Source organism: Streptomyces sp. NPDC005017 (assembly GCF_042873115.1).
In the GTDB taxonomy this organism is placed as follows: domain Bacteria; phylum Actinomycetota; class Actinomycetes; order Streptomycetales; family Streptomycetaceae; genus Streptomyces.
The window spans coordinates 61,133-72,998 of record NZ_JBIALD010000008.1; the positions used below are offsets into that span (position 1 = coordinate 61,133).

General features: G+C 67.9%; 9 protein-coding genes and 1 pseudogene. 6 read left to right on the forward strand and 4 right to left on the reverse strand.

What is annotated here, in order from left to right; genetic code table 11:
* Positions 1–2 precede the first annotated feature (2 nt).
* The 3 genes from ACFYR0_RS14355 to ACFYR0_RS14365 all read left to right on the forward strand — a co-directional run bounded on the left by ACFYR0_RS14355 (position 3) and on the right by ACFYR0_RS14365 (position 3,788).
* Complete coding sequence (locus tag ACFYR0_RS14355) at positions 3–1,049, forward strand: phosphotransferase enzyme family protein (RefSeq protein ID WP_389326440.1); 1,047 nt, start codon at positions 3–5, stop codon at positions 1,047–1,049.
* Between the two features lie 238 nt (positions 1,050–1,287).
* Positions 1,288–3,228: an ATP-binding cassette domain-containing protein gene (locus tag ACFYR0_RS14360; RefSeq protein ID WP_389326443.1), complete on the forward strand. Its 1,941-nt coding sequence runs from the start codon at positions 1,288–1,290 to the stop codon at positions 3,226–3,228.
* Positions 3,225–3,788 (forward strand): class I SAM-dependent methyltransferase, encoded by a 564-nt coding sequence (locus ACFYR0_RS14365; RefSeq protein ID WP_389326446.1) that lies wholly within the window; start codon positions 3,225–3,227, stop codon positions 3,786–3,788. The genes ACFYR0_RS14360 and ACFYR0_RS14365 overlap by 4 nt, the downstream gene beginning before the upstream one ends.
* 480 nt (positions 3,789–4,268) lie before the next feature.
* Here the strand turns inward: ACFYR0_RS14365 and ACFYR0_RS14370 are convergent, their stop codons facing one another.
* From ACFYR0_RS14370 to ACFYR0_RS14380, 3 genes and pseudogenes are all read right to left on the reverse strand, one after another.
* Positions 4,269–5,237 carry a hypothetical protein gene (locus ACFYR0_RS14370; protein ID WP_389326449.1) on the reverse strand — a complete coding sequence of 323 codons (969 nt, stop codon included), beginning with the start codon at positions 5,235–5,237 and terminating at the stop codon, positions 4,269–4,271.
* Positions 5,238–5,888: 651 nt separating this feature from the next.
* A pseudogene (locus ACFYR0_RS14375) lies at positions 5,889–6,584 on the reverse strand (L-threonylcarbamoyladenylate synthase); the annotation flags it as partial.
* 111 nt (positions 6,585–6,695) lie between these two features.
* Positions 6,696–7,136 (reverse strand): pyridoxamine 5'-phosphate oxidase family protein, encoded by a 441-nt coding sequence (locus tag ACFYR0_RS14380; RefSeq protein WP_389326452.1) that lies wholly within the window; start codon positions 7,134–7,136, stop codon positions 6,696–6,698.
* Between the two features lie 765 nt (positions 7,137–7,901).
* Between ACFYR0_RS14380 and ACFYR0_RS14385 the strand changes: the two genes are divergently transcribed.
* The 3 genes from ACFYR0_RS14385 to ACFYR0_RS14395 are packed head-to-tail and all read left to right on the forward strand — an operon-like array spanning position 7,902 to position 10,718.
* Positions 7,902–8,375, forward strand: coding sequence for a hypothetical protein (locus ACFYR0_RS14385; RefSeq protein WP_389326455.1), 474 nt, complete (start codon positions 7,902–7,904; stop codon positions 8,373–8,375).
* 3 nt (positions 8,376–8,378) lie between these two features.
* The gene (locus ACFYR0_RS14390) at positions 8,379–9,494 is read left to right on the forward strand and encodes an MAB_1171c family putative transporter (RefSeq protein WP_389326458.1); all 1,116 of its coding nucleotides are present in this window, start codon (positions 8,379–8,381) and stop codon (positions 9,492–9,494) included.
* 30 nt (positions 9,495–9,524) lie between these two features.
* Entirely contained in the window at positions 9,525–10,718 is a 1,194-nt protein-coding gene (locus tag ACFYR0_RS14395; protein WP_389326461.1) for an amidohydrolase family protein, read from the forward strand.
* Between the two features lie 39 nt (positions 10,719–10,757).
* Here the strand turns inward: ACFYR0_RS14395 and ACFYR0_RS14400 are convergent, their stop codons facing one another.
* Positions 10,758–11,666, reverse strand: coding sequence for a helix-turn-helix domain-containing protein (locus ACFYR0_RS14400; protein ID WP_389326463.1), 909 nt, complete (start codon positions 11,664–11,666; stop codon positions 10,758–10,760).
* Between the last annotated feature and the right edge of the window lie 200 nt (positions 11,667–11,866).

The window sequence follows — 11,866 nt, forward strand, 5'->3', positions numbered from 1 at the left end:
GGATGAGCGAGGCGGACTGGGACGCGGCGGTGACAGCTGACGTGCTGGAGGAGCGCTACGGGCTCGTCGTGAACGTGGTCGAGCCGGTGCACATGGGCACGGACACGATCAACCGGCGGGTCCTGACCGACGACGGAATACGGCTGTTCGTCAAGGAGTACCGGACGAACGCGGACCTGGAGGCAGCCCGCACCGCATGGGACATGTCGGAGTACTGCCGAGCCGCGCGCCTTCCCATCCCCCGCGTCTGGGACGACGAGGACGGCAACCTCATCACGATCGCGCAGGGCAGCGCCTGGGCCGTGGTCGACGAGGCGCCCGGCCGCGTGACCTCCTCGGCGATGACGGTGCCCCTCGCCCGACATATCGGCACGGTGATGGGACGCATGCACCGGGTGCTGGCCGCCTACCCGCTGCCGCAGCGCGTGCAGCAGTCCCGCTGGCGGACAGGCACGGTCGAGGACGCGGTCGCCAAATGCGACACCGTGATGGCCACGGCCCTGCAGCAGGGGCATGAAAGTCTCGAGCACCTACGGACCGACCTCGATCAGCGGCGGGAGGACCTACAGGATCACGTCCACCGGCTACGGAAGCACCTGCCCGACACGATGGTGGAGCAGGCACTGCACGCTGACCTCAGCCGCACCAACTTGATCGTCCTCGCTGATGCCGTCACCGGTGTCATCGACTTCCGGGGCGCAACCGGCATACCGGCCTGGGAACTGGGCCGGGCCGCGTTCGATCCGCGCACCGTGGCCACCAGTCCGGAATGGGACGCCTGCGCCCTGGCGATGGTGAGCGCCTACCACGCAGAAAACCCCAGCCTCCCCCTGGTGGAAGTACGAGCCTGCGCCCGGATCGCACTGCTGTACATGCTGTTCAGCTTCTACGGCGCCACCACCGCCGAATACGACCTTCCTCCCGAAGCGGAAGCCGACCTGAAGCAGCACTGGAACGAGCGGCAAACCGCCATCCGCCGCATGCTGAACAGCCTTTCCGACCTCGATGACGCGTTCGCCAGCCTCTTTACGGACGGAGGCTGCTCGTGACAAACCAGCCGTCGCGCATCGCCGGAGTCATCGGCACCCTGCACGGAGTACGCAGCGCCCTGATCGCAGGCGCCGTTCTCCTGCTCCTCCCGGTCTTCGTCCTGGCGCTCTCCCCGGTGCGTTCCCTGCGCGCCCTTCCGGCGACCACGCCGAGTCCAGGCGGCCAGGCCCCTGTCGTGACGGGCGGGCCGTCTGGTGCCAGCCCAAGTGCCCTGTGGCAGAAGGAAAGAGACAGGCCGTGACGGAAACCACCAATAGGCTGCACGGCGACAACGGCGAGACAGACGACGCGAATTCGGTGCCCGCTGGCGAGGAACAACTTGCGTTCAACCACCCGGGCGGGGACAGCCTGGAGCTGGCCGAGCTGCTGACCGGACGCACGATGGCCCGTCGGCTTCCCTCACTGATCCGCAGGACCTTCTCCCTAGCCTGGGAGGTCGATCGCAAGGCCGTCGTCGCCCTGCTGGCCTGCCAGATCGTCTCCGGGGTCTCCGGGGCGCTCGGGCTGTTCGCCACGACGAAGGCGTTCTCGGTGCTCATCGAGACGGCACACGATACGAGTCGGCTGCCCGCGGCGATTCCGGCCGTGTCCTTACTCGCCGGGACGGCTGGACTGCGGGCTCTCCTCGGCATCGCCATCCAAGCTCTGTCCAACCGGCTTTCACCGCGCATCTGCCGCGAGGCGGAGTACAAGATGCTGGAAGCGGCGACCAACGCGGAACAGGCCGCCTACGACCACCCGGGCTTCAACGACCGCTTCGACGCTGCCGAGAGGGGAGTCGACGTCAGCCGGGACATGATCGGCCAGTCCCAGAACTACATTTCCTCCCTGGCCACCCTGATCGCCGCTGGCTTGGTCTTGGCCAGCCTCTACCCCCTACTTCTGCCTCTGCTGCTCCTGGCCGCCGTACCGCAGGCGATCGCCTCCATCCGCGGTGAGCGCGTCACCTACCTGGCGACGGTCGCCACCCACAAGGACCGGCGCGTGATGTACATGCTGCGCTGGCACTTGATCGCCAAGGACCAGTCCGACCAGGTCCGCACCGACACCCTGGCCCCCTACCTGCTGGAGAAGTACAAGGCCAGCGCGGAGCGGGTGGAAACCACCAGCAACACCGCCACCTGGGACCGGGCCAAGATCGCCGCCCTCGGCGCCGCCGCCACAGGGCTGGCGTCCTCGGCAGTGTGGGGGGCGGTACTCCTGCTGCTGGGGACCGGCCGGATCTCGGCGGCAGCGGCCGGCACCGCCGTATTCGCGCTGCGCTCCGCGGCCACCGGACTCCAGGGACTCGTCGGCTACGGCCGGGACCTGCTGCGCACAGGGCTCTACCTCGACGACTGGGAGCGGTTCGTCAAGGAAGCCGCCGGCCAGCGCCTGGACCGCGGCACCATCACCCCCAAACGGCCCCGGCACATCGCCCTGCGGCAGGTCACCTTCCGATACCCCGAGGCCGCCCAGGACACCCTCCACGACATCGACTTCGAAGTCCGCCAAGGCGAGATCGTGGCCGTCGTCGGGGAGAACGGCTCCGGCAAGTCGACCCTGATGAAACTGCTGTCCGGGCTCAACTTGCCCACCAGCGGGGTCGTCACCTGGGACGGCATCAGCATCGCCGACCTCGACCCGCATGCGATGTGGCGGCACACCTCCGTGGTGCCACAGGACTTCGCCCGCTGGCCCATGACCGCGCGCGAGAACATCACCCTTGGCCAGCCGCGCCCCGAAGGCGACCTGGCCGTCCAGCGCGCAGCACGGGCCAGCGGAGCCGACGACGTGATCAAGACCCTTCGGTCAGGGCTGGGCACCTTGCTGGCCCGAGAGTGGTGGGGCGGCGTGGCCCTGTCCCCAGGACAGTGGCAGCGCATCGCCGTCGCTCGGGCCGCACACCGAGACGCGGGCCTGCTCGTCATGGACGAACCCACCTCGGACCTCGACCCTCGGGCCGAGCACCGGATCTTCACCGGCCTACGCGAGATGGCCGGGGACCGGGCCGTCGTGCTCGTGACCCACAACCTTGCCAACACCTCCGTCGCCGACCGAGTTTTCGTCCTCGACAAGGGCCGCGTAGTACAGACCGGCACATTTCACGAACTGATCAACCAGCCCGGACTGATGCAGGACCTCTGGCGCCTGCAGCAAGACCGAGACGCCTACCGCACGGAAGGGGAAGACACGTGATCCAGTCCCCCCGGGCCTACTGGGAGCCGCTGTGGGCCTCCGGCCGCCGCTACCGGCAGATCAACGACCAGGAGACCCAACTCCTCGCCAAACACCTCGGTCCCGGCCGCGCTCGCCCAGCGCTCGATGTGGGATGCGGCGACGGCGCCCTCGCCCGCCACCTGCACGACCACCTCGGCTACCGGGCCACCGGCATCGACTGCGCACCCAGCGCCGCCGCCATCGCCGCGAGCACGGACGATAACGTCCACTTCCAGGTCATGGACTTCGCCACCGACGACCTGAACCAACTGCCCGATCCGGCCTACGCGGTGGTCACCTGCCGCCTGGTATACCGGTTCATCACCGACAAGGGCGCCTTCCTGGACCGGGTCCGTCAGGTCCTCGCCCCCGGCGGGACCTTCTGGGTGGTCACCGAACTTGCCGACCGACGCACCGATGACGACCCCCTCAAGAGCCTGGGCATCACCGCACACGACGTCGAACTCCTCACCTGGCGTTGGTCCACCGTGAAAACCGTGGACCTCGACCGGTTGGCCTGCTTCGCCCTGCGCCCCTGATTCCACACTTCTCGACCATCGAAGAAGGCCGCTTGATGAGCGAGCAGACCAACCTGGCTTCCTGGAAGGCGTACGGAACGCATCACGTCCAAAGAGGAGACCGACGTTCCAGACCTCGACCGCCTGGCCTGGGGGTTCTGGCCAACCGGGCCCGGCGCCAAGGCCCTCGCGGACATCGCCGACCGCCGTGTACGCGACCTGGGCTCGGCAAGTACGCCTCATACCTCGCGCGTGAGCACGGCGCGCTGGTCGACGCCGTCGAGGTCTCCCTTCCCAGCACCAGCGCGCCACCGCCCGCTATGGCCGTAAGCCGGGCCTCAACCTTGCCTGCGAAGTTCCGGCCGCGATCCTGGCCCGCATGCTGGGCATTCAGCAGTCGGTCGCCGTCCGATGGCAACAGGCAAGCAATGGGACTGGATGGCGTACGCCGCCGAGTTTGCGGCCTGCCCGCCGGCCAGGTGAGCCGCTGGGCAGGCACGGTCAGCGAGCCGGCCAGAGGGGAACGTGCGGCGTGGCGAGCACCCGTGCGGCGATCCCCACGACCGCTGGCCAGATCTCGCTGACCTGAATCGCGTTGAGGGAAACGGTCTCGGTGTATCCCTCATACCCGTAGCCGTTGTCCAGAACGGGCTGAAGGTTGCGGGCACGCCACGACTGGACGAGTGCAGTCTCGACCCTGCGGGCGTCGGCACCGACTGCGAACCGCATCTTCTCGATCGTGATCCAGCCGTTTAGAGCGTGCTCGTACAGTCGCCTGTTCTTCGGGCTGTCCTCGCAGATACCGATCTTGGCTGCAACCAGGTCGGGCTTGACGACCAGGTAGAGGATCGCCGGGAGGTGGGGCTTGAAGCCGTGATCGGCGCATGACTGGCAAGGGCCTTGCCGTTTTTGGGAGTTGAGAACTGGCTCGCAGTAGTGGCCTTTCGCCAGACAGCGACCCGGCCACTTCGTGGCGTCGTTGCTGTAGGGGATGTCCGGATCCGGGGAGTAGCCCCACTCCCGTGCTCGCTGGCGAGCCACGTCGTCCGACAGGCGCCGCTTCCCTCCGCAGTGCTCACAGCCGCCCTGTTTGCCGTTCTTGATGTTGTCGAGCCGGGGTCCGGGCTCGCAGATCCTCCAACAGCGCAAGCACCAGGACCGGACCGCTGTCTTGACGTCTGGTATCTCCACCATGGGCAGCATGTTCCCGAGCCGGATCATGTCTGTTCGGCGCTGATTGGCCCGGTGTCGCTTGTTGCAGTGGACGCAGCCAACCCGGCCCTTCTTGGCCAGTGACCGGACCACACTGAGGTATGCGGGAAAGGGCTCGACGTGGCCCTTGCACTTCGGCTGGATGCAGCGGACGGCGAATGGCTTGGAGGTCACTCCGGGATATGGCTCTATCGGCTCCAGGCCCGAGGCCCGCAGTTCAAGGGTGGCCGCCGCATGGTCGATCTGCGGACGCTTCATGCTCGACGGCCTCCCGTGAACTGGCAACTATCGTTCCGTCGCTGTGAGTTGTCCCCATGATGACGGCCCGGTGCGAGAGCCGCCCGGGGGCCTCGGCCGACAGCGGAACACACCGTGCGCGGTTCGAGGCGCGGCCGGAACAGTGGGTGGGGCCGAGCGGGATTCGGGCGATTGTCTCCCAGGCGAAGCTCTTGGTCCTGCGCGTTCGCCGAGACGTCGACCTGCTCGATGGAGTCGATGCGCAGCGGAGCGTGGCTGAGGCGAACCCGGCGCACTCGCCGGTGGATCTAATGGAAGTGCTCCAGGCTGACCTCGGGCGTGGCGTACGACTCCGCAAGGTGGAGCCGAACGTGCGTCCAGCGCCGACCTGGCGCGGGTTGCGGGCTGCGAGGTGCCCGGGATGGGGAACGGTCGTCACCGACGACGGGCGGCACGAGCTGTGCCCGGCCTGCCAGACCGGAGAGCGCCCAGCCGAATCCGCGACGAATCCGTCCGGCACCCATGTCCGGAAGCAGTGAGGACACGCCCCCTTTCTGGCGGACCTGGTCAGGACGGTTCCTTCAGGAGTGGCACGACCATGCGCAATGGGGGCCGAACGCGCATCCGGTGGGCGCTCCGGCAGGAACCTCGAACGGTGTCGGTGCTGGTCACCTAAGAGGGCTGGGGTCCTGCGGCGCGGCGGAGCCGGTTGGCGATCGCCAGTCCCAGCCCCTCCTCCACCGGCAAGGACACGATAATGAGGTCGCACCCCTGCTGGTCGAGCTCGCGCAGGAACCCGTACAGCCCGCGCGCGTAGGCGGCCATCGAACTGGGGACCGGCACCACGGCGTCCTCCTGCACCGGGGCGCCGGCGAAGGAGGGGGAAGAAAGACTCCCACCCGGTGACTCAGTTCCTGTGCAAGCTCGGCTTCGGCGACGACCTTCTCCGGCTCGACGAGGGTCACCCGCGCCCGCGGCGCGTAGTGGGAGGGGTGCTGGCCCCGGGACCCGAAAACGGCTCGTCGAGGGCACCGCGATCGGACACACCAGCACCGCTTCGAGGTCCTCGCGCGTCACCCCGCCGGGCCGAAGGCCACTCGGAATCTCGCCCGTGACGTCGACGATGGTCGCCTCGACGCGAACTCGAAGGAGCCGCCGACCAGGACGAAGTCAATGGCATCGCCGAGCTCCGCCCGGACCTGGTCAGCGGTTGTGGGGCTGACCAAGCCGAAGCGGTTGGCGGACGGGGCCGCCACGCCGCCGCCGAAGGCCGACAGCAGCGCGAGCCTCACTGACCGCCGAACTGTCAACAGCCGTCGGCAACCAACTGCCCGCGACTCGCAGTGGGATAGCACAAGACCGTCTCAGCGCATCGCGCTGAATACGACAGCGGGTGCCCGCTCTCCGAGTACTGCGCCACCGGTCGTAGGGGCGGGAGTTTTGGTGGACAGCGTCTCGGTCCGCGACGTGCGCTACGGCTCAGGCGGCGCCTTCCGTCGACACAGGGCGGGGATGGCTGACCAGCCCCATAGCCCGCTCGATCGTGATCTCGATGACCACGCGCTCGGGATCAGGGACTGGCCTTCTGCCGTACCTGTCGGCGTAGTGGGCCACTGCGTCATCGACAGCGGCAGCGTCGGTGACAACTTCGGCTGTGCCCTCCAGGGTGGCCCAGCGTCCCCCGGCGACCTGACAGACGGCGACGCGGGCTTCGCCGGGACGTGACGCCTGGATGTTGGCGACCTTCTTACTTGATTTGCGTGTGATAACGCGAGCTATCCCCGCATCAGCGTCCAGAGTGACGCCCACGGGCACCACATGCGGGCTACCGTCGGAGCGCATCGTCGTCAACGTGCACAGATGGTACTCAGACCAGAACTCCAAGTAGCCAGGAGTCTGGCTGGATATCTCACTAGCCATGACCTGGAGGCTACCGACGATCGGCACCTCGATTGACTCAAAAGTGACCACTTCCACAGCAGAGCCAACTCTCCAAGCAGGACCGCATCGCCACTTTGATAGATAAATGTTCGCTTTCAGATCAGTCGAAATGTCTCAGATTTACAACGGATGCGATTGCCCCTCGTTGCGATTGTGGCGCTTGCGGCCGACGCGTGAAGCCCAACTTCAAGCCATGATCCAGAGCAATGTGTGCCGATTTGCCGCGACCTCACACTCGACACCTGCGTGTGCGTGAGCCGTGACTTCCGACCTTGCGCCGGTTCGAGCTTCGCGTAATGTCCGGTGACGTTCCCGATGCATGCCGACGGCATATGACTTTGCTTCCTTGGTCGTTCGCGCTAGTGATCTTTCGCTGCTTGGGAGTCTTGGGGAACGCGTCCTGCGATTCACGGCCCGGCCGCTCGCGACCGACGACGCACTGCCCTCGACACCCGTGACCACTTGCGGCTGCGCTGTGCGGAGGGGACTGGATGCTGTCGACACGGGCGTGGTCGGCGCCCGGCTTCGTGTCGGCGCGATCAACGGCTGGTGCGAAGGGGATTACTGATGTGGTCGGAAAGACATGACCGCAGCGCGGCAGACCCCAAGGGGCCTGTGCAACGCTCAGCAAGCCGTCGCCGACTGGAGCGGTGGCGCACCGCTGAGAAGCGGACGGTAGAGCGGGAACTGCACCGCCGCCTACGGCGAGAACTTCGAGAGCTCGGTATTCAGCCTCCCCTGGATGTGGAGGAGCTGGTCCGGGCGCTCAGCGAGAGGCGTGGACGCCCGATCGCCCTGCGCCCCTTCCCGCTGGAGAAGCCGGGGCCCTCGGGGCTGTGGATCGATATGCCGGATATAGACGTGATCCTGTACCAGCAGGAGACGACCCGGCTGCACCAGCGGCAGATCATCCTCCACGAGATCCTCCACATCCTCGTCGCCGAGTGGGAGGAGGACCAGGCCAAGGAGTCGACGGAGGAATCCCCGGACGACTTCGTCGAGGGCTGGGCGACCCTCATCCCCGTCCTCGATCCCAAGCTGATCCGGCGGGTCGCCCGCCGCTGCTCGTACGAGGACCAGGAGGAGTGCTCGGTTGAGCTCGCGGCCACGATCATCCTGGAGTGGTCCTCGGTGCTCGACGAACTCCCCCCGCTGTCGGAAGACCCGGAGGTACGTCGGGTTCAGTCCGCCCTGGGCGACCGGCGAGGGTGGTTGTAGTCCGTGACCGAGATACTCCTGCTGATCATCGCGGCTGCGGTCATATGGCGGCTCTACCTGTGGTCGCGTGCCCCACACGACGCGCCCACCCGCTCGGTCGCCCTGTCCCTGCTATGTGCGGGTCTGTCCTATCCAGTGGCCATGCCTGGGGGCAGCACCGGCATCGACACCGTCGCCGGGCACGGCGCGGCGAAGGTGGTCCAGAACGTCCTGCTGCTGGGGACGGTCTACTTCCTGATGTGCTTCTACCTGTACTCGGCCGACGGGCAGGGAGCGCGGCGTCGCGCCCGGTGGGAAGCCGCCGTCGTGGCCGCGGTCGCCGTGGCGATCATCCTGGCGGCCGTGAGCGTGCCGCACGAGGCGCTCGCCGGCTCATTCAGCACGGCGGATATGACGATCTCCCAGGTCGCCTTCTTCTACGTCGGCGCCGGCCTGTATCTGATGTACGCGCTCGGGGCTGCCGGATGGTGGTCCGCCCGTTATGCCCGCATGTCGCGGCGTCCGCACGCTACGGGGCTGTGGATGACCGCGATCGGCCTCGGAGCGATGGCGGTGGCCTGCGCTGTCCGCGCGGTTTTTGTCAGCGTCCGGTGGAGCGGGGGGTCCGTGCCGGACCAGCTCACGGCGAGCGTGGCGGTCGGGCTGGTGGTGTCGAGTCTGCTCTTCGTCGCGGGCATCACCTATTCGGGGGTCCGCGCCAGGATCACGGCGACGCGGCTGTGGCTGCGTCGGCGGCGAGATCACGGTCGACTGACCCCGTTGTGGCAGTTGCTGATCGAGGTCTATCCCGAGAATGAGTTGCGCCCTGCTTCCCGCGGGTTCTGGGACCGGTGGCGGGCGCGCGGCGTGCACCGCCGCTACCACCGGCGGATAGTGGAATGCCGGGACGGACTGGTCGACATCAGCCCCTACCTGGTGCGCGGGGAGGGCGGCACCGACCTGCTGGACCTTGAGCCGACTCAGCTGGCCCGGCGCCTGCGATCTGCCGTGACCATGATCAAGAACGGCGACCCGGCACCGGGACAGGCAGTCGCCCTGGCGGTGCCGCAGGAAGACGACCGGAACGCGGATGTCCGCCAGCTCATCGCGGTGTCGGAAGCGCTCCGGCTGCCCGCGTGACCGTGGGAAGAACGAGGGAGACGAGACGAGATGCTGATCACCGCCCGCAGGGTCCTGACCGGCTCCGGGACGTACCTGGAGGACGGCGCTGTCCTCGTCGAGGGCGACTCGATCACCGAAGTCGGGCCGCGCACGCAGCTCGCTGACCGCGCCGACGGGACGCCCCTGGCGTTTCCCGACGCAACGGTGGTACCCGGACTGATCGACGCGCATGTGCATCTCGCGTTCGACGGCGGCGGCGAGCCTGTGGCCACCCTCGCCGAGTCGAGCGACGAGAGACTGCTTCAGGACATGCGCCGGCGCGCGGAGCAGCTCCTGTCCAGCGGTGTGACGACGGTCCGCGATCTGGGCGACCGAGGCGGCCTGGCCTTCCGCCTCGACGAGGAGATCAGCCGGGGCGGCACTCCCGGCCCTCGTATCGTGGCCGCGGGCACACCGGCGACTCCGCCCGGAGGCCACTGCTATTTCCTGGGCGGCGAGGTCTCCGGCGTGGCCGAGGTCCGTGATCTCGTGCGGCGCAACCTCGCGGCCGGCGCCGGCGTGATCAAGGCGATGGTGACCGGTGGCGGCCTGACCAAGGACGGACCGAAGAGCTGGCAGAGCCAGTTCTCCACGGAGGAACTCCACGCCCTGGTGGACGAGGCCCATCAGGCGGGCGTGCCGGTGGCCGCGCACGCTCACGGAACGGACGGTATCGCCGCGGCCGTGGACGCCGGTGTGGACACCATCGAGCACTGCACCTGGATGACTGCCGACGGCTTCGACCTTCGTCGGGACATCCTGAAGAAGATCATCGACCAGGGCATCGTGGTCTGCCCGGCCGTGAGCCCGCATTGGCAGATGCTGCCGAAGTTCTTCGGTGAGGAGCGTGCGGCAGCCATGTTCGCCCTGGTCCGGGAGATGGCCGAGGCCGGCGCCAAGCTCGTTGCCGGAACGGACGCCGGCGTGCAGCGAGCCGGGTTCGACGGGCTCGTGCCAGCACTCGCCTTCTACAAGCATCTGGGCCTGCCCAACAGCAGGATCCTCGACATGGCCACCGCGGACGCGGCCGGAGCCCTGGGGCTCGGCGGGAAGACGGGCCGGATCGCACCCGGACTCCTCGCGGACCTGCTGGTCGTCGACGGAGATCCGCTGGACGACCTCAGCACCCTCCGCCAGATCCGTACTGTGATCGCGGCAGGACGAGTGCACGAGCCGGACTCGCCGGCACAGAAGGAGCAGTAGCCACGCCACCGGCCCGCACCCCATCGGCTGCGGGCCGGACTACTTGCCCGTGTCCACTTCTTTCTCCTCCAGCTCCGCCACCAGCTCGTTGACCAGCGCCAGCGCCTTAGGCGACAGACCCCGCGAGCCCAGGCCGCGGGCCCTCACTCGGCCCACGGCGCCCTTCTTCGCGGCGGCCAGCAGCTGCAGCCCCTCATAGACCTGAGCGGCCACGGCCTCGTCCGGCTCGAAGTACAACCGAGACACGCCGACCACGGCGGCCAGCGCGTCCAGGACCGCGGGCGGCGCCGTGTCCGTGACACCGGTCCGCAGATCGGCGAAGTCCTCCTCGGAGATGATCGCCGCCCCGGCATGGGCATTCAGGTCGGCCGCCATCTCGGCGTCCGAGGGAGGTCCCTGTGGACCGGGGTACGAGCGCTGCAGAATCAGCGTGATCTTCTCGGCGAGGGATCCCGGCGGTCCGTTGAGCTCCGCGGCAGCAGCTTCCTGGGCCCCCGGCCCTGCCGCCGTGCCGTTCTTCCTCGCCTCCGCGGCGGCCATGGAACGGTCTTCGGCCCGGCGCAGCTCCGCTTCACTGACGCCGTACTTCGCTGCCAGGGGTGGGACGTACTTGTCCTTGAGCCGGCGATCACCTCGTTCGGCTCCCGCGACCGGGCCGGCGCTCTTGGTTCCGATCACTTCGGCCGTCTCGTACTGGTAGATGCCGGCATCGCAGCGCAGATCAGCCAGGTCGGGCAGGCCGGTACGGGGAAACAGATCGTCCAGGTCACCCTTGAGCGCCGCCGCGTATGCGGGCAGCTTCTCCGGATCGGGCGAGGAGTGGCCGGCCTCCCAGTTCGCCACCGCGGAGTCGGATACGCCCAACTGTGCCGCCACCTCGCTCTGGAGGATGTCGGCAGCTCGCCGTACCGCGCGAGCACGGTGTCGGTCGAAGTGACGGGCAGGCATCAGACCTCGTTTTTTCTGCAAGTTGAAGTGAATGCATTTTGTTGACTTTTACTTCAGCTGGGAATACCTTCAGCCTAGCGAAAACAGGGTGCCTTCGCATACAGCTGGCCCTCTGGCTTCGGCCTCCCCACCAGCCCCTCCTGGCTGCGGTGAGGCCCACGCCTCGTGCGAGAGGTCCCCTCTTCGCGACGGCGCGGCGT

Excerpts from the sequence above, each read along its gene's own strand:
- ACFYR0_RS14355 (WP_389326440.1), top strand. The coding sequence starts at position 3 with ATGAGCGAGGCGGACTGGGACGCGGCGGTGACAGCTGACGTGCTGGAG.
- ACFYR0_RS14370 (WP_389326449.1), bottom strand. The coding sequence starts at position 5,237 with ATGAAGCGTCCGCAGATCGACCATGCGGCGGCCACCCTTGAACTGCGG.
- ACFYR0_RS14380 (WP_389326452.1), bottom strand. The coding sequence starts at position 7,136 with ATGGCTAGTGAGATATCCAGCCAGACTCCTGGCTACTTGGAGTTCTGG.
- ACFYR0_RS14395 (WP_389326461.1), top strand. The coding sequence starts at position 9,525 with ATGCTGATCACCGCCCGCAGGGTCCTGACCGGCTCCGGGACGTACCTG.
- ACFYR0_RS14400 (WP_389326463.1), bottom strand. The coding sequence starts at position 11,666 with ATGCCTGCCCGTCACTTCGACCGACACCGTGCTCGCGCGGTACGGCGA.